Below are 19,305 nucleotides of genomic sequence, written 5' to 3' on the forward strand. Positions count from 1 at the left end.
ACCGTTCCAGCCACCGGAAGGTCAAGCGCTCCTTTCAAGAAGCTAGAACAGGTTGAGAGCGCTTGTTGAACCGCATCCGAGGCGTCGCCCGGCTCTACTCTCCACCGCCGCAGCCGTCGGAGAGATCCCAGACGTCGACGACCTGCTTGCCGGTGAAACCGTGCTCGCGGATCAGGAACTTCGCCAGCCCGCCATACACTTTCCAGCGCCAGCATTGACAGCAGCATGGGCCTTTCTCGTTGGAATTGGCCATCGCGTAGTCGTAGGCCTGCTGCTCATCGCCGGAGAGCTTCACATCGTAGTAAGGAATCAATTTTTGGGCGATGCCAGCCGGAATGTCGTATGGATCGACGGGTATCATGGCGATATCGCGATACTTGGTCAGCCCATTCAACTGCTCGATGTAGCGCTTCATTTCCATCGGGCTGCAACATGAGCCCTTGATCCGCGACGTGCTTGGCATGGTTGCGATCGACTCCGTGAATTTGGCCGAACACGTGCTGTTGCCATTTTCGCTGAGGTCTTTGAAGCGACCCGCCATACCGGGGTCCTCCGCAGCGATTGCCAAATCCGGTTCGTTGACAAAGCCGGCAACCATCGCGGCGCCGAAAACACCGCCGAAAACAACCATTCGTCTGTTTGGGGACATTGTCCGGACCATGACTAATTCCTTTCCCGGTCTTCAGCCGATGCGCGTGAATATTGGAAACTGTTCGAGCAGCCAGAACGAGAATGTCGACATCCGTCCGGTGACCATGGCGAGCCCCATGACGACCATGATACCCCCGGCGGCGAACTGCAACATCGAGCCGGTCCGGCGCATCGCCTTCAGCCGCCGCGCCAGACTGTCGGTGAACAGAGCGGCAAGCAAGAAGGGAAGGCCGAGGCCGAGCGAATAGACGGCGAGCAGCGTCACGCCTTCGGCGACGGTGGCCGACGCGGCGCCGACGGTCAGGATGGCGCCGAGGATCGGGCCTATGCACGGGGTCCAGCCGAAGGCGAAGGCGAGGCCGAGAACATAGGCCGACGTCGCCTTGCCACCGGGCATATCGGCATGAAATCTCGCTTCGCGCATCATCCAGGATGGGCGAAGCAGACCGGTGAGGAACAGGCCGAACAGGATGACGATCGCACCGCCGGCAAGGTTGAGCTCGATGCGGTGGCGGAGCAGCAATCGGCCGAGCGCCGTGGCGCTGGCGCCTAGCACGATGAAGACGGTCGAGAACCCGAGCACGAAACAGAGGCTCAAAGCGGCCGCCGACAGGCGCGCCGACCCGCCCATCGGCGTCCTGCCGGCGACATACGACACATAGCCCGGCACCAGCGGCAGCACGCAAGGAGAGAGAAACGAGACGATGCCGGCCACGAAGGCGGTCAGCACGCCGATGTTGGAGAGTTCGGGCATCGGTCAATTGTTCCCGCTTGCCGGCGTCACTTCTTCAGGGCCCTTGCCTGCCCGATCAATTTCTTCATCGAAGCAAGATCGGTCGCGCCTTGAAAAATCTGGTCGCCGACGACGAAAGTCGGCGTTCCGGCGATTTTCAGCGCCTGAGCCAGTTTCGCATTTTGGTCAATTGCCGCTTGGATGCCCGGATGCTGCATATCGGTCTTCAAGCGAGGGACGTCGAGGCCGACCTCGGCCGCGATCCTGAGAACGATCGTCTCGTTCACCCGGCTCTTGGCGTCATACAGGGCCTTGTGGAACTCCGCATATTTGCCCTGCATCTGAGCCGCGAGCGCTGCCTTGGCCGCAAATACGGAATCAGGGCCGAGGATGGGGAATTCCTTGTAGACGATGCGCAACTGCGGGTCGTTGGCCGCGGCTTGCGCCATGATCGGCGCCACTTGGCGGCAATAAGGGCAATTATAGTCGAAGAATTCGGCCATGGTGACGTTGCCTTGCGCATTGCCGCCGACGGGGCTTTGCTTGTCGCGGAAAATGTCGTCCGCGCGCGACACCAGAACCGCCTTTACCTGGGCCGCCTCGGCCTCGCGCTGGCGCTGATCCAGGCTTTGCAGCGCCTGCACCAGGACTTCGGGATGGGCGAGGATATAGTCGTGGATGCGCTGGTCGATTTGGTCCTGGGACATTCCGCCAGCCGCCATCGCCGATCGCCCGGCGCCCTGAAGGCCCGGATTTAGCAGGAACCATCCGGTCACGGCGGCAAGCAGCAGGGCGCGGACAAGCCAGCTCCCATATCGGTTTGCCTGTTTTACGCTGATCGTCATATGCATCTCTCCTTGTTCTCCGTCGAGGCGCCCGGTCGGCATGCCGCCGGCGAAATTGCGCGTCAAAAGAAGTTCTTCAATTTTGCCAGCCAGCCTTCGTCCGGCTCCCCACCCGTTTCCTGTTCATGGTGCGGACGCTCGACGCCGTTGGTGAGCGCGTTGACGAAGGTGACAAGATTGACCGGCGCGAAATCCAGGCCGTGAAAATTGGCGCGCCACCGGCCTTCCTTGTCGATGACATGAGTGACGATGCCGTGCGCCTGAATGCCGTCATCTGTCTTGCTGAATCTGTGGCCGAAGGCTTCCGCCAGCTTGCGGGTCGCGTCCTCCGGCTGATCGGGTGTCGTGGTCAGGAACAACCAATTGACCGGATCGAGCCCGTGCGCCGGCCCGTAGCTGCGCAGCACGTCCGGCGTGTCCCGCGTCGGGTCAGTGGTGATAGTCACGAAGGTGACCTGGTCCTTCATCGGCGTGGCGTTCACCATCGCCTGGATCTCGGCGATCTTCTCGGCGTGGAGCGGGCATACGTCCGTGCACGACGTGTAGACGAAGTGGAGGACGACGACCTTGCCATGCAACTCGGTCGGCCGCACGATACGCCCCTCAGCGGTGCGCAGGGTGAAATCGGGTATCGGCTTATCAATCGGCTGGAAATACTTCTCGTCGCCCTTGAGCATGGCGTCGACTTCATCGAGCGAATGCGCCTGCGCGCCGTGAAAAAGGCCGAGGATCAGCGCCGCCAGTGCGATCAGGCCGCACAGCAAGCGCGTGCCCAAAGTCGGCGAGAGCGCTTGCCGCTCGTTTTGGGTCTGGATAGGCATCAACCGCTGCCTTTCGTGGTGCCTTCCCCATCCGCTTTTGGGGCAGCGTTTTCCGTTTGGCAGGTGCGGCCTGTCATCCGGTTCATGCACAGGCCGAGCGCGCACATGGCCACGCAAGGCAGGACGCTGAGCAGCAGTGGCGCAATGCCCGCGGCGACCAGCCATGTCCAGTTGAAGGCGAGGCCGGCGACGGCAATGACCGTGCCGGCAGCGATTAGTCCGCGCCGGTCACCGAGATAGTGGCGGATGGCGTGAAGAATGCTGCGGCCAAGCGAAGCCTGCGAGGTTTCGGGCGATTCTGTTGTGGTCATGTCTTTTCCTTTCTCAGTTGGCCCCGAAATGGCTGCGGATGAACGCCATCATTTCGGGTGAATCCCATTCGGCTGGGCCGATCAGCCGGCCGATTTCCTTGCCCTCGCGGTCGATCAGCAATGTCATGGGAAGGCCGAGGGCGCCGAGCGTGAACATCGCCTTGCCCGTTGTGTCGATGTTGAGGGCGAGATGCTCGACGCCGATCTCGGCGAAGAACTTTTTCACGATGTCCGGACCGCCGCGATCCATCGACAGCGCGATGACCTCGAAGTCCGGTCCGCCGAGCTTGGCTTGCAACCGGTCGAGCGTCGGCATTTCCTTGCGGCAGGGAGCGCACCATGTCGCCCAGATGTTGAGCAGCAGGACCTTGCCGTGGAAATCCGCAAGCGTTTTCGGTTGACCGTCGGCGTCCTCAAAGCTGATTTCCGGCACGGGGACGGGAGCCTCATGAATGGCGAAGTCCTGCGGCGGCTCGACGGCCGATGCGGGCTGCGCCATCGTGAGCAAGGCGCCGAAGAGCGCGAGAGTGAGCATCTTCACGGTTGCCGCTCCTTCGCCTCGGCCCTCAGGCGCTCGACGAGCGGCATGATCGTTTTCTCAAGAGCCTCTTCCGTCACCGCGCCAATGTGCTTGTAGACAATGCGGCCGTCGGCGCTCACGACAAAAGTTTCCGGTATGCCGTAGACGCCCCAATCGATGGAGACGCGGCCGTTCAGATCCGCGCCGGTACGCGTATAAGGATCGCCCATCGTGTCGAGCCATTGTGCGGCATCATCGGGCCTGTCCTTGTAGTTGAGCCCATGCAGCGGCACCGTCTTGCTCGCCGCCAGTTGTATGAACACAGGATGTTCCTCGCGGCAGGCCAAGCACCAGGATGCGAAGACGTTGACCAGCGAAACGTCGCCCCGCAGGTCACCGCTCGACAAACCAAACGTGCGACCCTGGACCGGCGGCAGGCTGAATTGGGGCACCGGCTTGCCGATCAGCACCGATGGAATGTCGGATGCATTGCGCGTGAGCCCCCAGGCGAGCAACACGGCCAGCCCGACGAAAATCATCACGGGCAGGACGACCAGTAATCGTCGAAGCAAGGCGCGCCGAATGGCTGCCGGTCCCGCATCGGATTGAACGTCACCGCTGGTCATGATGCACCCGGCCGATTGTGGTCCGACGACCCGTCAGCACGTATCTTGCGAGTGCCGCGACGGCGAGCACCAGAACCAGCAGCACGAGGAAACCGGCAACGGACAGGAAGGTCATCGCAAGCCAGGTTCTGGCCGGACAATCGGAAATGTCGGTCAACATCGCGGTGCCTTTCACTCCGTCGCGTAGACGGTCGGCGCCTTGCCGTCCTTGGTGAAAGCATAGATCGTCCAGGTCCCGTCTTTCTCGCCGCCCATGCCGGGCGCGCCCGTCGGCATGCCGGCCAGCGTGATGCCTGTGATTGCTGGCCTTTCGGTCAAAAGCTTCTTGACGATCTCGACCGGCACTAGGCCGTCGACGACATAGCCGTCGACCATCAGCGTATGGCAGCCTTGCAGGTCGGCCGGCACGCCGGCATCGCCGCTAATCTGCGAGAGGTTGTTGACCGGCTTGATCTCGACCTTGAAGCCATTGTGCTCCAAATAGTTAGCATAGGATTCACAGCAGCTGCATTGCGGGTTCTTGTACATCACCGCTTCGATCGTCGCGGCGACGGCCGGAAGGGGCATGGCGATCGCGACGGCGAAGGCCGCAAGCGAGTAGGTCAGTTTCATGGCAGTCTCCTCGAGTTCCAGAAATTCATCGCCGGCCGTCACTGCGTCGCGTAGACGGTCGGCGCCTTGCCGTCCTTGGTGAAGGCGTAGACCTTCCAGGTCTCGGTCTTCTCGCCGCCCATTCCCGGCGAGCCCATCGGCATGCCGGCCATGGCGATGCCGGTGATTTGGGGCTGTTCCGTCAGCATCTTCTTGACCAAGTCGACCGGCACGAAGCCGTCGACCACGTAGTCGCCGATCACCACCGAATGGCAGCCTTGCAATTGCGCGGGAACGCCGAGCCCAGCGCTTATCTGGCTGAGGTCGTTGGTCGGCTTGAGCTCGACCTTGAAGCCGTTCTGTTCGAGATAGGCGGCGTAGGTCTCGCAGCAGCTGCAGCTCGGGTTCTTGTACATCACCGCCTGGATCGTTGCGGCGAATGCAGGCATCGGCATTGCGATTGCGACCGCGAGAGCGGCGATTGAGTAGGGCAGTTTCATTTGCAGTTCTCCTTGGGTGATTGGGTGGCGAAAAAATCAGGTCACGCGGAAGACGGTCATCAGACCCGCCATCTGGTGGTCGGCGACATGGCAGTGCAGCATCCAGTCGCCCGGATTGTCGGCGACGAAGGCGCATTCGATCACATCCTTGGGGGCGAGCAGCACCGTGTCCTGCCATTGGCGGTGCGGCACCGGCGAACCGTTGCGCGAGATGACCGACAGGCTGAAGCCGTGGACATGCATCGGGTGCCACCAGGCGGTTTCGTTGCGCATGGTGAGATGGCAGGTCACACCGCGTTTCAGCGTGAACTGCGGCGCCATGCCGGCATGGCCGTCGCCGGTCATCGACATGCCGTTGATCGCCCAGGCCGCACCGCCGTTCATGCCCATCATCCCCATGCCCATCATGCCGCCGACGCCCTTGAGCTTGCCGCCGCCCATCATGCCGCCCTGCAGCACGATCTCCTGGCGCTCGGCGCCAGCGAGGTCGGGCTGGGGCAAGGGATTGCGCGGCAGGCCGACAGGCGTGTCGAGCGGATGGGTTCTCAGCGGCGGCGCTGCGTCATAGGCCAGCGTGGTCAGCGTATAGGCGAGGCCGTCGTAGAAATCGTCGATCACCGCGTGGCGGCTGCCGGGGTGGCCCTGCATGTCGAGCACGATATCGATGCGCATGGCGGGCGCCAGCACCAGGCGACCGCCCTCCGGTTCATGCGGATCGCAGGGCTGGCCGTCGATGGCGACGACGACCGGACGGTGGCCTTCGAAGCGCAGCGCCATCATGCGGGCAAGCGAGGCATTGGCGAGCCGCAGCCTGACGCGCTCGCCGGCCTTCACGCTCCGATCGCCTGGCCCCGTGCCGTTGACGGTGACGACATTGCCGACGCGGCCCGACATCGACGCATCCATGGCACTGCCGAAGCCGCCGGCGATCTGCCCATCGGCCGCAAGCCGCCAGTCCTGCAGCAGCCACAGAATGTCACGGTCGACGGCGACCGGCTCGACCTCCTCGACGACCAGCGCGCCGGCAAGGCCACGGCCGAGCTGGACCAGGCTGTCGGCGTGCGGGTGATACCAGAAGGTGCCGGCATCGGGCGGGGTGAATTCATAGATGAAACTTTGCCCCGGCCCGATCGGCTTTTGGGTCAGGCCCGGCACGCCGTCCATTGCGTTTGCCAAGCGAATGCCGTGCCAGTGGACGGTCGTATCCTCGTCGAGACCGTTCTCGACAGTGATGCGGACCGGCTGGCCTTGCCGCAGGCGCAGCGTCGGGCCGGGAATTGTGCCGTCATAGGCCCATACCGTGGTTTGCGGGCCACCTGCGTCGATTAACCGGGCATGGGCCGGCGCGACCTTGATACGGCGCTCATCAACTGCGGCTGCCCGCGCCGGGCGCATCGACGTCGAGACGGCGACGCCCGCCGCCGCAAGCAGGAACCCGCGGCGCGACAGGAAAAGACTGGAATTGCTATTCACCCTTACGTTCCTTGCGATCTCGATCGACGGCGAGCGTCGACTGATTGCTTGTCCGCGCCCGTCGCGCATCAACGCGAGCGGGCGACCGGACGCCGGACATCAGCCGTGGGACGGCTGAAACGGCGTCAGACGAGAGCGCTGGGTCTGGGAGGGTATGGGTCGGGCAGGGAACTTCGTCCGTGCAGGAACGGCACCGGCAGCGGCGATATTTGCGACGGCAGCGGGGTTGCCGTCATCTCGAGCTTCTGCGGCAGCAACGCAAGCGCCGGGGCAATGCAGGTCGGCGGGCAGTATATCCCCTTGCCGTCATCGCCGGCACCCTTGAGGCATCCCTTGCAGTCACCCTTCATGGCGGCATCGGCCATCTTGTCCATGCCGGGCCCCGCGGGCATGCTCATGCCATCGCCGGCAGCCATGCCGGCCGTCATCGTTGCCGACATGATGCTGGCCTGTGCACCGGACAGGCTGAGCCCCACGGTCAGGAAGACCGCGAGCAGCGTGACAAGCATATGTTTTGGCGACAGCCGAGCCAACATCTGCTCAGGCTGACCGCAAAGTACGGTTTTTGCAAGTGCCAATGCTGTGACATAGCGACCAAGGGGAGCCAATCAGTGCCGGGCATGCTCGCATTTATCGTGATCCGCCAGCACCTCGATGACACGGCATTCGCAGACTTTTCCGTGCCGGCAGCCTTCGACCATATGCTCCAGCTCGGCTTTCAACGCTGTAAGGCTGCGTATCCGCTGAACCACGTCGGCCAGACGCGCCTGGGCAATGGCGTCGGCAGTCGCACAAGGCTGGCTGGGATTATCCTGCAGCGTCAGCAGCGCCCTGATGGCTTCGATCCCGAACCCCAACTCGCGCGCGTGCCTGATGAAGGCGAGCCGGCGCAAGTCTGCCGCTTCATACTGCCGGCGATTGGCTTCGCTGCGGGCAGCGGCAGGAAGCAACTCGATCTGCTCATAGTAGCGAATGGTTGGAACCTTCACGCCGCTGTGTCGGGCCGCTTCACCGATGGTCATACCTGTTGACATTTCGCTTGCTCCTCTAGTCGCTAGAGGATGTAGCGTCGCGGTCGAAGATACAAGAGGTTCACCATGGCTGCGACCAAACAACAGACCCGCTACCGCGTGGAGGGCATCGATTGCGCCGGTTGCGCCAGCAAAATCGATACGGCCGTGCGGCGGATGCCTGGTGTTCAGGACATCAACGTATCCGTTTCGGCGGGCACTCTGACGGTCACTCATACTCCCGAAAGCAATCTCGGCGCGATCGAGAGGAAGGTCACCGGCCTCGGCTACGCCGTCGCTCCGCTGACCTCCAAGTCTGGGACGCCGGTGTCTGATCAATCCGCCGACAACCATGCCGACGGAAGACGCAATCACGACGAGACCGTAGCGGGGTTACATGATAACGATGATGCGCCGGCGTCGGTGCTATGGTGGGACAGCGCCAAGGGCCGCCTGGCCATCGCCAGCGGAGTCGCCTTGGCCGTGGCTTTCGCGATTGATTACGCCTGGCCCGCGACCGGCCCGTGGGCCTTCATCGCCGCAATGCTGCTCGGCCTGGCGCCGATCGCGCGCCGAGCGGCCATGGCCGCAGCCGCAGGCATTCCGTTCACAATCGGAATGCTGATGACTGTGGCGGCGGCCGGGGCCGTCATCATCGGTGCCGGCGAGGAAGCGGCGACGGTGGTCTTCTTGTTCCTGATCGGCGAGTTGCTCGAAGGGGTTGCGGCCGGCAAGGCACGGTCCAGTATTCAAGCGCTCACGGTCCTCGTTCCCAAAACCGCGTTCGTCGAGAAAGGCGGCCAGACCCGCGAGGTGCCGGCAGAAAGCCTGGCTGTGGGCGCCATCATCCTCGTGCGGCCGGGCGACCGGATTCCGGCTGACGGCGAGATCACCCAAGGCGGGAGCGCCATCGATGAATCACCCGTCTCCGGTGAAAGCGTGCCGGTGCGCAAGGACGTCGGCGACACGGTCTTTGCCGGCACTATCAACGGCGACGGCGTGCTGCGCGTCAAGGTGACGGCGACCGCCGCAGACAACACGATTGCACGCGTGATCAAGCTGGTCGAGGAGGCGCAGGAAAACAAGGCGCCGACCGAGCGCTTCATCGATCGCTTTTCGCGCTGGTACATGCCCGGCGTTGTCGCCGTCGCGGCGCTTGTGGCCGCCACACCGCCGCTGCTCTTGGGCGGCGATTGGAACGAATGGATATACAAGGGGCTGGCGCTGCTGCTCATCGGCTGCCCGTGCGCGCTGGTCATTTCAGTTCCGGCGGCGATCGCGGCGTCGCTTTCGGCCGGAGCCCGGCGCGGCCTGCTGATGAAAGGTGGGGCGGTGCTGGAAGGGCTCGCGACCATCAACGCCGTGGCGCTCGACAAGACCGGCACGCTGACGCTCGGCAAGCCACAGGTCACCGATGTCGTTGCGGTGGGTGCCAGTGAACGCGACATCCTTTCGCTCGCGGCAGCGCTTGAGATCGGCTCGAGCCATCCCCTCGCTTTGGCCATCCTCCAAAGGGCCAAAGCCGGCAACATTCCCGTGCCGCCTGCCGCCGAAGCCAAAGCGATCGGCGGTAAAGGGGTTATCGGTCGTGTCGGCGGCAAGAACCTGTTTCTGGGCTCGCCAGTCGCGGCGGGCGAGATAAACCTGCTGCCAGCAGACCAGGCGGCACGCATCGTGGCATTGAACGATGAAGGCAAGTCAGTGGCGGTGCTGCTTGTAGACAACGCGCTGGCCGGCTTCATTGCCATGCGCGACGAACCCCGGCCGGATGCTTTCGCCGGTCTAAAGGCGCTGACCAATGCAGGCATCAGGACAGTCATGCTAACCGGCGACAATAAGCGCACGGCGGCTGCCATCGGCAAACAGCTCGGCATCGAGGTGCGCGCCGAACTGCTCCCTGAGGACAAGCAGCGCATCCTCGGCGAGTTGAAGGGGCAGGGGCTTAGGGTAGCCAAGGTCGGCGACGGCATCAACGATGCGCCGGCACTTGCCGCGGCCGATGTCGGCATTGCCATGGGCGGCGGCACCGATGTGGCTCTTGAAACGGCTGACGCAGCGGTGCTGCATGGACGCGTCGGCGACGTTGCGGCCATGATCAGGCTGTCCCAAGCAACCATGGCCAACATCAAGCAGAACGTCACCATTGCGTTGGGCCTGAAGGCAGTGTTCCTGGTGACGACGATCGCCGGCATCACCGGCCTCTGGCCCGCCATTCTCGCGGACACCGGGGCGACGGTGTTGGTGACGGCCAATGCCATGCGGCTGTTGCGTTGGAAGAGCAGCTGGTAAGAGCGACAACGGCATCGTGTTAGGACAGACCATGCAGCAAGCCATTGCGTCGGACGGCCTTCGCCGGGTGGTGCTTGTCGTCGCACTGCTGAACCTGGGTTATTTCGGCATTGAATTCGCTGTCGCGCTGGCGATCGGCTCGGTGTCGCTGTTCGCCGACAGCGTCGATTTTCTGGAAGATGCCTCGGTCAATCTCCTCATACTGCTCGCCATGGGATGGTCGCTGCGTGCCCGCTCGCGGGTCGGCATGGCGCTGGCGCTTATCCTGCTGGTGCCGGGCCTGGCGACGCTGTGGACCGCGTGGGAAAAGTTGAACATGCCGGTGCCGCCGCAGCCAACGGCGCTGACGCTGGCGGGATTGGGCGCTCTGGCGGTCAATCTGTCATGCGCCTACATGCTGGCGCGCTACCGCCATCACAGCGGCAGTCTTACCAGGGCGGCATTCCTCTCGGCCCGCAACGATGCGGTCGCCAATATTGCGATCATACTGGCCGGATTGGTGACGGCCTTCCTGTGGCGCTCGGCGTGGCCGGATCTGATCGTCGGCCTGGGAATCGCGGCACTGAATGCAGATGCGGCGCGCGAGGTCTGGGAGGCAGCTCGGGAAGAGCACCGGGCCGTTTCGTGAACTCCAAAACGCTCAGCGCGCTGCCGCATTGCCAATCCGCCAATGCAGCAGTCAGCCAGAAACTTGCGCGATCTCTAATATAATATCACCCTTTCAAAGCGGTCGGAGGGAGAACCGCTCATAAGTAAAAATCGGGAGGAAAAACCACGAACAGCATGAGCCTCACCACACTTGGACGAAGTCGACCGGGTCGAAGCGGTGAAGCGATGAACCGCTCAAGGCCACGCACGTCATCAAAAGGCCCGCGTCTCCGAAGAGGACGCGGGCCGGTTTCGTCGGTATGCGCTAGGCAGGTATCAAGACGGCGATGCGGTGGATGCCGACCACCTTGCTGGTGTTGGCTGCCGCGTCGGTCTTGCCCTTGGAGCAGGTATATACGTCACCTTCCTTGAGCTTGAATTCCTTGTCCGCCTTCTTGATCGTGAATTCACCGGCAGCAATGGTGCAGACCATGTCGTTGTCCATCACCATTTGAGGGGCGGCTGCTCCGGGCTGAAAGACTATATCGACAATTGAGATGCTCTTGTAGGCGGGGATATCGGAATTGCCCGTGCCGACCTCGACCAATCTGACGCCGGGTGCAATCTCCTTGCCTTCCTTCGGGCCGTATTTCTTCACCTTTGCCGCCGCCGCCAGCGTGAACAAAGGCGTTACCGCTGCCGCCGTCACGCCGAGAGCAATCGCGGACCTGCGATTCATGGTTTTCATCGCGTCCTCCCATTTAATGTTTGGCCACGCACCAATGCGCATGACTACAATACATTAGCACACATGCAGATAATTGCAGCACGGCGTTTCGGAGCTTACGGAAGCGAACCGCCTCCCGGTCGAATGCGACCGAACAGCAAACAATTCCATGCTATGCTGGCGAGCCATCAAACGGGCGACGGGGGATAGCAATGTTGGAAACGGACAAGGTATTCGCTGGCTCAATTCCGGAAAACTACGACCGCTATATGGTGCCGTTGATTTTCGAGCCGTTCGCCGCAGATCTTGCGCGACGAGCAGCGTCATTGTCGCCAAGCGCCGTTTTGGAAACCGCCGCGGGCACCGGGGTTGTCACCCGCGCATTGGCGCCAAAACTGTCGCCCGGTGCAAGCTATGTCGTAACCGACCTCAACCAGCCGATGCTCGACTACGCCGCTTCGCGGCAAGCTCCCGACGATCGCATCAATTGGCGTCAGGCTGATGCTCTGGCGCTACCGTTCGAAAATGCGGCCTTCGATCTCGTTTGTTGTCAGTTCGGTGCGATGTTCTTTCCCAACCGCTCATCTGCCTATCGCGAAGCCCGGCGAGTCCTGAAGCCCGGAGGACATTTTCTATTCAGCGTATGGGATCGCATCGAAGAGAATGTATTTGCGGACGATGTGACGAATGCCCTGGCGAGGATTTTTCCGAACGATCCGCCGCGCTTTCTGGCACGCACGCCGCATGGCTACCACGATACGGCACTGATCCGTAGCGAGCTGGAGGACGCAGGTTTTTCCGGTGTGGTGATCGAGACGAGGGCCAAACAAAGCCGTGCCTCCTCGCCGCGCGTTCCGGCCGTTGCTTATTGCCAGGGCACTCTCCTTCGCAATGAAATCGAGACCAGAGAGGCGGGAAAACTGGACGCTGCAACCGACTACGCCGCAGCCGCGATTGCTGACAGGCATGGCAGCGGCGAGGTTGCTGCCAAAATCCAGGCTCACATAGTGGTGGCTGTGGCCTAGGTGTTGGATATCCCGCTCCGGCACTTCGCGACATTCAGCTGCTGTGCGGCAAACATCTTGCCGCTATCCCGAATTCTCAGAGGTTAACGTTCATTCGCCCGAGTGGCAGGTCGACAAGTGCCAGGTCGATAATCGCCGGTTTGACCGATCGCCGGGGCTTGATGGCGGCGGCTGCCGGCCGCGCGATTCCGGTCGGCCCGGCTTCACTTTGGCAGCCATGGCCGACTCCGCCCAGCAAGGTCTAGTCATTTCGCTTTCTTGACTCGGCCGACAAAAACGGGCAGCAAAGTCATCATTGGAGGGCAGTTTTGCCACCTATGCAGGTTTTGGAGGGCGTTTTTCGGTGTGACCGTCGCCCAATCGGCGGTCGGTAGAGGGATTGGTTAACCAACTTTGTCCATCTTTTGAATCAATCGGCAACAGACGCAAAGCGTGCTGGGGGCACCAGGCGAACTGTGAATGTCACGGCTGCGAAATCCGCTAGCCGGCATCGGCCGATTGAGAGTGGTTGAATGGCGTTTGTAAGTGCGAAAACCCGGGGTGACAGTCCTGCAACTGGATTGACTTCGATGAGGCCCGGCCTGCGCTGGGTCGCGGTTCCGGCCGTCGGCGCAGCCATTGCTTTATGGTCGGTAGCGACCTTGGCCGGCCTTTATTCAGTGGGAACCTCGCTCAGCGCCGCTTCCAACGGTCTCCCGCAAAGCCTGCTCGCGCCGCGCACCATCGCGCTCGCCGATCCTCGCCGCAGCCTTCCAAAGGCGCAGGCCCCGACATGGGCCGCAGCAAACGCGGCGCTGTCGGCCAAGCTGCTGCAGCACGGATGCGATGCCAACTGCCTGCGGTCGGCGTCGAACTTCGTCCACCAGGGAAAATCGGCCCGCCTCAAGCGCAACACCGTGCCGCTTGTCGCTGATGCGTCGCGGCAATCGAGCTTCGACGACGTGGTCGCCAAGGCCGCGCTGTCGCCGCAAAAGCTTGCCGCCGCCTTTGCCCGTGCCTCAGCCGGCTCTCTCGTCATGCTCGCCAGCCTGCCGGCCGACGCCCGGTTCGCCGAGCCGGTACGCATACCCGACCCGAACGGCCCGGCGTCAGTGCGCTTCGGGCCCGCGGTGGCGGAGATCGAACGCTCGTCGCGCCTTGCGCTGGCGCTGGCGAATACATTGCCGGAGCAGATGATCGACGTGCTCCCGGCAGCCGTCGCGGCAAGCGAGCCCGCGGCTTCGCAAGAGCCGCAAGAACCTGAGGTCCAACTGGCCTCGCTGCCGCCGCAAGACGACATGCCCGACAGCATTCCGCTGCCGACGCTGCGTCCGCGGGCGGACATCGATAAGCTGGCCGAGGCGCCGCGGGCTCAAGCGTCAAGAGATCAGGCGCCAAAAGACCAGGCGCGAAAAGATCAGGCGCAAAAGGATCAGGCATCGAAAACGGAGCCGCCCAAGGCGCAGGCCTCCAGGACCGCCAAGGCGAGCAAGGTGCAGACGGCCGACGGTCCGCCGGTCGAGACGCAACCCGGCAGCCTGTCGCCTCGCAATTCGTCACAAGCGGCAGTGCCGGGTGTGTCGGGCAAGCCGGGCAAACGTTCGAAGACGCAGGGCGGCGACATGCTGGCCTATGCCAAGCCCGACATGCCTTCCGGCGGACTCGGCGGAGCCTTCAGGAACCTGTTCACCACGCCCAACATGGGTACCGGCGTCGCCGTCTACGACATCTCGGCCAAGACCGTCTATATGCCCGACGGCTCGCGGCTGGAGGCACATTCGGGACTGGGCGCGATGGTCGACCAGCCACGCTACGTCCACAAGAAGAATGTCGGCCCGACGCCGCCGGATACCTACAATCTGACGATGCGCGAATCGCGCTTCCACGGTGTCGAGGCGATCCGTCTGACGCCGGCCAGCGGCAGCAACAAATATGGCCGTGACGGCCTGCTCGCCCACACCTACATGCTGCGCGGCGGCCGCGCCGAATCGAATGGCTGCGTCGTCTTCAAGGACTATGCCCGCTTCCTCGCCGCCTACAAGAAGGGCAAGATCAAGCGCCTCGTCGTGGTGCCGCGCCTGTCGAAGCCGCTGACACGCGTCGCCCAAGAGGGGCGAGGGGCTTAGGTCGCTCGCGGCAGCCCTTCATGGCTTCGTCATCCCAGGGTCTTCGCGACGCCGCTTCGCGCCTGCTCCGCCCTGGGATGACGAAGCTGGGGAGGTTTGGCCAATCTCGAAGGTTTTCAATCCCGTCCAGGGACAGTATGAGTGGCCGGTGGGGCGGCTCCGGCTTCAAACAATCACGAGGACATCATGACAATACGCGCTGTCGTCTGGGGCGAGAATATTCATGAGCGGACCAACGAAGTGGTCGCGGGCATCTATCCTGAGGGCATGCATGCGACGATCGCCAATGCACTGAAGCTCGACCCGGAAATATCAGTGTCCTGGGCAACGCTGGAGCAGCCGGAGCATGGGCTGCCGGCCGACCGTCTGGCCGAGACCGACGTCTTGCTGTGGTGGGGACACAAGGACCATGGCGCCGTCGCCGACGAAGTGGTCGAGCGCGTGGCGCGCCGCGTCTGGGAAGGCATGGGGCTGATCGTTCTCCATTCCGGCCATTTCTCGAAGGTATTCAAGAAGCTGATGGGCACTCCCTGCACGCTGAAATGGCGCGAGGCGGGCGAGCGCGAACGGCTCTGGGTGACCAGCCCCAACCACCCGATCGCTGCCGGGATCGGCGAGTATTTCGAGCTCGAGAACGAGGAGATGTATGGCGAGCAGTTCGCCGTGCCGGAGCCGCTCGAGACCGTGTTCATCTCCTGGTTCCAGGGCGGCGAAGTGTTCCGGTCGGGGCTGACCTATCGCCGCGGCGCCGGTAACATCTTCTATTTCAGGCCCGGCCACGAGACCTATCCGACCTATCACGACGCCAACGTCCACAAGGTGCTGCGCAATGCGGTGAGATGGGCGCACAACCCCCAAGGCTCCAATCCAGCCATCCTCGATGCGCCGAACGTGCCGGTGGAAAAGGCGCTCGAGCCGATCGTCGAGCGCGGCGGAAAGCTTCATTCCGCCGGCGAAGCCGGCTTCCGCTAGACGACAAATCCATGATCGAACAAGAAGATAAAGCCCTGTCCTAAGGATAAGAATCATGCGTCTGTTGATACTCGGCACCGGCTGGATGGCGGAGGAGCATGCCAGGCAGTTCGGCAAGATCGAGGGCGTCGAACTGATCGGCGCCGTCGATCTCGACCGCACGCGTGTCGACAAGTTTTCGGACATCTACGGTATCCCCAACCGCTTCGCGTCGCTGGACGAGGCGCTGGCATGGGGCAAGTTCGACGCGGTGGCGAACGTGACGCCCGATCGCATCCACCATCCGACCACCATGATGCTGATCGCGGCGGGCAAGCCGGTGCTGTGCGAAAAGCCGCTCGCCGAAAATTACCAGAGGGCCAGTGAAATGGCCGATGCGGCCGAGCGGGCCGGCATCATCAACATGGTCAACCTGACCTATCGCAACGTCGCGCCGCTGCAGAGAGCGCGCGCCATGGTGCTGGCCGGCGAGATCGGCACGGTCAGGCATGTCGAGGCGTCCTATCTGCAGAGCTGGCTGATATCCAAGTTCTGGGGCGACTGGCGCACCGATCCGAAATGGCTGTGGCGGCTGTCGCGCGGCCACGGCTCCAATGGCGTGCTGGGCGACGTCGGCATCCACATCCTCGATTTCGCCAGCTATGGCGCGGCGCTCGACATCGACCATGTGTTCTGCCGCCTGCGGTCCTTCGACAAGGCGCCTGGCAACCGGATCGGGGAGTACGAGCTCGACGCCAATGACAGTTTCACCATGGCGCTCGATTTCAGCAATGGCGCTTTCGGCGTCGTCCATGCCAGCCGCTGGGCGACGGGCCATCTCAACGAGCTCCGACTGCGCATCTACGGCGACAAGGGTGGCATCGAAGTCGTGCACAATCTGACCGGCTCGGAGCTGAAAGCCTGCATCGGCGAGGATGTCGAGAACGCCAAATGGCAAGTTCTGGACGCCGGAACGGTGCAGACCAACTACCAGCGCTTCGTCGATGCGGTGCGCAGCGGCGTCCAGGCCGAACCGTCGTTCCGGCATGCTGCCGAATTGCAGAAGGTCCTCGATCTCGCCGTCGTCTCGGATGAGAAGCGGGCCGAATTGAGCACCCACGCGGATGCGCAGTGAGGTCATTTCAGGAGTCTAGTAGCCATGGTCACGCGTCGCGCCGAATGTTCCTGCGGTCAGCTATCGGCCATTTGTTCGGGCGAGCCGGTGCGCGTCTCCGTCTGCCATTGCCTGGCCTGCAAGCGGCGCACCGGCAGTGCATTCAGCTTCAATGCGCGGTTTGCCGAGAATGACGTATCGATCGAGGGGCGGGCAGCGGAATTCTCGCGCACCGGCGAGGAGGGTGGCCGCGTCATCTACAGCTTCTGCCCGGATTGCGGCACCACCGTCCACTACCGGATCGACACCCAGCCCGGTCTGACCGCCATCCCGGTGGGTGCCTTCGCGGACCCTGCGTTCCCATCGCCCTTCTTGTCCTTCTATCATGAGAGCCGGCGCTGCCAGTGGGTCGAGATCCGCACTGAGCCTCTGGCGACGTTCTGCTGAAGACGCCGGCCACGGCCGGCTGACGTTTCAGGATCAAACCCAATCATTCTGAACGACCGAGTTCGACCCGTTTCAGTCGTCCGGGACGTTCCCCATTCAGAGCGCTTTAAGTGCATTCCGGTCATTCGCGTTCGAGCATGTTATACTGCACCTTGGCTCCAAAGCAGCCATTGATGGCTAGGAACCAATGCGGATGGGCAGGTCAGACCGACAGCAATTCAACAGCGGCTCCTTGCAGGAGGCGGACCAGCTCGTGCTCGGTCGTGAGGCTTACGAGGAAAGGGCGTGGGACGACGCCTATCGGTTCTTCTCGCGTGCCGGCGAAGCGGCTCCGCTCGCAGTGGACGATCTCGAACGGCTGGCGATGTCGGCCTATTTGACCGGGCGCGACGAGGAGTACCTGCGGGCCCTGGAGCGAACCCATCATGCATATCTGGACGCGGGCGAGTGCCATCGGGCCGCCCGCTGCGCCTTCTGGCTTGGCCTGCGCCTTGTCTTTCGTGGGGAGATGGCTCAGGCGGCCGGCTGGTTTGGACGGGCGCATCGGCTGCTCGAACGCGAGCCACATGATTGTGCCGAACAGGGTTACCTGATGCTGCCCCATGTCGAACAGCAGCTTGCTTCGGGCAACCTTGAAGCGGCCTACGCTGCGGCGAGCGGCGCAGTCGAGATTGGCGAGCGCTTTGCGGACGTGGATCTGGTGGCCTGTGCACGGCACTTGCAGGGCCGTGTTCTGTTGCGCCAGCGGCGAACCGCGGAAGGTTTCGCGCTCCTGGACGAGGCGATGGTTTCGGTCACGGCCGGCGAATTGTCGCCGCTGCTTACCGGCTTGATCTACTGCAGCGTGATCGAAGCGTGTCAGCAAGTCCATGCTCTGGGCCGCGCACGCGAATGGACCTCCGCCCTGGGGCGATGGTGCGCCGAACAGCCCCAGCTGGTCAGTTTCAGCGGCACCTGCCTGATGCATCGCGCCGAGATCAAGCGGCTCAGCGGCGCATGGCAGGACGCGATCGACGAAGCGCAGCAGGCCGTGGAGCGTTTGACGCAGTCGAACAATCGGAGAGATACGGCTGGAGCATGGTACCAGCTGGCGGAAGTATACCGCCTTCGCGGAGACTTTGACGTGGCCGAGCAGGCATATCGGAGTGCAAGCCAACATGGCTTCGAACCGCAGCCGGGCCTTGCCCTGTTGCGGTTGGCCGAAAGGCACATCGATGCGGCTGCGGCCGCAATCCGGCGCGTCATGGGCGCGACGACCGACCAACTGAAACGCATTCGGCTGCTGCCTGCTCACGTCGAGATCATGCTGGCGGCTGATGACATCGAGGAAGCACGGCGTGCCTGCCACGAACTGGCGGACGTTGGAGAAAGCTACGGAACCGAACCGCTGCGCGCCCTTGCCGCTCACGCGCGGGGAGCGGTGGAACTGGCAGAAGGCGAAGCGCAGGCTGCATTGACTTGGCTGCGCCAGGCACTCGAGGGGTGGCAGCAAGTCGAAGCGCCATACGAAGCAGCGCGCGTAGGCGTCATGATAGGCCAGGCTTGCCGCGCCCTCGGTGACAACGATGGTGCGGAACTGGAGTTGCAGGCAGCCCGGACAGTGTTTCGGCAGCTCGGTGCGATGCCGGACCTTTCTCGTGTCGATATCCTGCTTGGCATGCGATCAGACGGAGCCCGCGGCCTCTCTGCCCGTGAACTGCAAGTTCTCCGCCTGGTCGCTGCCGGCAAAACCAACAAGCAAATCGCCAACGAACTGGATTTGAGCGGGAAGACAGTGGACAGGCACGTCAGCAATATTTTCAACAAGCTTGACGTCCCCACGCGCGCTGCCGCCACCGCCTGGGCCTACGAGCACCGCCTGGTTTGAGCAGGTCTGGCATGGGTCGAATCACCCATGCCGTTATCGGCGCCCATTGGGTGGTTCGCCCGAAGCGCCGCCCTCCCTTCCGCGCTAGCTTGCACTCGAAATCGATCGGCC

Annotated in this window: 21 protein-coding genes and 1 pseudogene; 8 read left to right on the plus strand and 14 right to left on the minus strand. The window is 63.0% G+C overall.

Annotated features, from left to right (window positions below; genetic code table 11):
• Window positions 1-94: 94 nt before the first annotated feature.
• The 13 genes from NKH93_RS07415 to NKH93_RS07475 form a co-directional block, all read right to left on the minus strand.
• Window positions 95-661 (minus strand): hypothetical protein, encoded by a 567-nt coding sequence (locus NKH93_RS07415; protein ID WP_352703996.1) that lies wholly within the window; start codon window positions 659-661, stop codon window positions 95-97.
• A 21-nt stretch (window positions 662-682) separates the two neighbouring features.
• The gene (locus NKH93_RS07420) at window positions 683-1,405 is read right to left on the minus strand and encodes a cytochrome c biogenesis CcdA family protein (RefSeq protein WP_352703994.1); all 723 of its coding nucleotides are present in this window, start codon (window positions 1,403-1,405) and stop codon (window positions 683-685) included.
• A 26-nt stretch (window positions 1,406-1,431) separates the two neighbouring features.
• Window positions 1,432-2,229 (minus strand): DsbA family protein, encoded by a 798-nt coding sequence (locus NKH93_RS07425; protein WP_352920351.1) that lies wholly within the window; start codon window positions 2,227-2,229, stop codon window positions 1,432-1,434.
• 62 nt (window positions 2,230-2,291) lie between these two features.
• Window positions 2,292-3,050, minus strand: a complete 759-nt coding sequence (locus NKH93_RS07430; protein ID WP_352744064.1) for an SCO family protein — start codon at window positions 3,048-3,050, stop codon at window positions 2,292-2,294.
• Window positions 3,050-3,361, minus strand: coding sequence for a hypothetical protein (locus NKH93_RS07435; protein ID WP_352473262.1), 312 nt, complete (start codon window positions 3,359-3,361; stop codon window positions 3,050-3,052). Before NKH93_RS07435 ends, NKH93_RS07430 begins: the two co-directional genes overlap by 1 nt.
• A 13-nt stretch (window positions 3,362-3,374) precedes the next feature.
• Complete coding sequence (locus NKH93_RS07440) at window positions 3,375-3,896, minus strand: TlpA disulfide reductase family protein (RefSeq protein ID WP_352920366.1); 522 nt, start codon at window positions 3,894-3,896, stop codon at window positions 3,375-3,377.
• 2 nt (window positions 3,897-3,898) lie between these two features.
• Window positions 3,899-4,507 (minus strand): DsbE family thiol:disulfide interchange protein, encoded by a 609-nt coding sequence (locus tag NKH93_RS07445; RefSeq protein ID WP_352703988.1) that lies wholly within the window; start codon window positions 4,505-4,507, stop codon window positions 3,899-3,901.
• On the minus strand, window positions 4,494-4,667 hold the full coding sequence (locus tag NKH93_RS07450) for a hypothetical protein (RefSeq protein ID WP_352473265.1): 174 nt from the start codon (window positions 4,665-4,667) through the stop codon (window positions 4,494-4,496). The genes NKH93_RS07445 and NKH93_RS07450 overlap by 14 nt, the downstream gene beginning before the upstream one ends.
• Before the next feature lie 11 nt (window positions 4,668-4,678).
• Window positions 4,679-5,119, minus strand: coding sequence for a DUF411 domain-containing protein (locus NKH93_RS07455; protein ID WP_352473266.1), 441 nt, complete (start codon window positions 5,117-5,119; stop codon window positions 4,679-4,681).
• A gap of 38 nt (window positions 5,120-5,157) precedes the next feature.
• Entirely contained in the window at window positions 5,158-5,598 is a 441-nt protein-coding gene (locus NKH93_RS07460; protein WP_352920346.1) for a DUF411 domain-containing protein, read from the minus strand.
• 36 nt (window positions 5,599-5,634) lie between these two features.
• On the minus strand, window positions 5,635-7,071 hold the full coding sequence (locus NKH93_RS07465; protein ID WP_352969770.1) for a multicopper oxidase family protein: 1,437 nt from the start codon (window positions 7,069-7,071) through the stop codon (window positions 5,635-5,637).
• A gap of 125 nt (window positions 7,072-7,196) precedes the next feature.
• Window positions 7,197-7,580, minus strand: a complete 384-nt coding sequence (locus tag NKH93_RS07470; RefSeq protein WP_352542785.1) for a hypothetical protein — start codon at window positions 7,578-7,580, stop codon at window positions 7,197-7,199.
• 99 nt (window positions 7,581-7,679) lie between these two features.
• Window positions 7,680-8,105 (minus strand): MerR family transcriptional regulator, encoded by a 426-nt coding sequence (locus tag NKH93_RS07475; protein ID WP_352473273.1) that lies wholly within the window; start codon window positions 8,103-8,105, stop codon window positions 7,680-7,682.
• A gap of 63 nt (window positions 8,106-8,168) precedes the next feature.
• On the opposite strand from NKH93_RS07475, the gene NKH93_RS07480 reads away from it, so the two are divergent.
• Together NKH93_RS07480 and NKH93_RS07485 are read left to right on the plus strand one after the other, a co-directional pair.
• On the plus strand, window positions 8,169-10,370 hold the full coding sequence (locus NKH93_RS07480; protein ID WP_352920339.1) for a heavy metal translocating P-type ATPase: 2,202 nt from the start codon (window positions 8,169-8,171) through the stop codon (window positions 10,368-10,370).
• Between the two features lie 31 nt (window positions 10,371-10,401).
• The gene (locus NKH93_RS07485; RefSeq protein ID WP_352920336.1) at window positions 10,402-10,998 is read left to right on the plus strand and encodes a cation efflux transmembrane domain-containing protein; all 597 of its coding nucleotides are present in this window, start codon (window positions 10,402-10,404) and stop codon (window positions 10,996-10,998) included.
• Window positions 10,999-11,283: 285 nt separating this feature from the next.
• Here NKH93_RS07485 and NKH93_RS07490 read toward each other — a convergent pair whose 3' ends face one another.
• Window positions 11,284-11,706: a hypothetical protein gene (locus tag NKH93_RS07490; RefSeq protein WP_352817350.1), complete on the minus strand. Its 423-nt coding sequence runs from the start codon at window positions 11,704-11,706 to the stop codon at window positions 11,284-11,286.
• A 191-nt stretch (window positions 11,707-11,897) separates the two neighbouring features.
• Between NKH93_RS07490 and NKH93_RS07495 the strand changes: the two genes are divergently transcribed.
• The 6 genes and pseudogenes from NKH93_RS07495 (at window position 11,898) to NKH93_RS07520 (ending at window position 19,194) form a co-directional block, all read left to right on the plus strand.
• The gene (locus NKH93_RS07495) at window positions 11,898-12,710 is read left to right on the plus strand and encodes a class I SAM-dependent methyltransferase (RefSeq protein WP_352920334.1); all 813 of its coding nucleotides are present in this window, start codon (window positions 11,898-11,900) and stop codon (window positions 12,708-12,710) included.
• A gap of 1,595 nt (window positions 12,711-14,305) precedes the next feature.
• Window positions 14,306-14,815, plus strand: a pseudogene (locus tag NKH93_RS34315) (DUF2778 domain-containing protein); the annotation flags it as partial.
• Between the two features lie 186 nt (window positions 14,816-15,001).
• Window positions 15,002-15,787: a ThuA domain-containing protein gene (locus NKH93_RS07505; protein ID WP_352817357.1), complete on the plus strand. Its 786-nt coding sequence runs from the start codon at window positions 15,002-15,004 to the stop codon at window positions 15,785-15,787.
• A 55-nt stretch (window positions 15,788-15,842) separates the two neighbouring features.
• Window positions 15,843-16,901: a Gfo/Idh/MocA family protein gene (locus tag NKH93_RS07510; protein WP_352920328.1), complete on the plus strand. Its 1,059-nt coding sequence runs from the start codon at window positions 15,843-15,845 to the stop codon at window positions 16,899-16,901.
• Between the two features lie 24 nt (window positions 16,902-16,925).
• Window positions 16,926-17,327 (plus strand): GFA family protein, encoded by a 402-nt coding sequence (locus tag NKH93_RS07515; RefSeq protein ID WP_352473786.1) that lies wholly within the window; start codon window positions 16,926-16,928, stop codon window positions 17,325-17,327.
• A 193-nt stretch (window positions 17,328-17,520) separates the two neighbouring features.
• Window positions 17,521-19,194: a LuxR C-terminal-related transcriptional regulator gene (locus NKH93_RS07520; protein ID WP_352969775.1), complete on the plus strand. Its 1,674-nt coding sequence runs from the start codon at window positions 17,521-17,523 to the stop codon at window positions 19,192-19,194.
• Window positions 19,195-19,305 lie beyond the last annotated feature (111 nt).

This window comes from Mesorhizobium sp. M0954 (assembly GCF_040319155.1).
Lineage (GTDB): Bacteria > Pseudomonadota > Alphaproteobacteria > Rhizobiales > Rhizobiaceae > Mesorhizobium.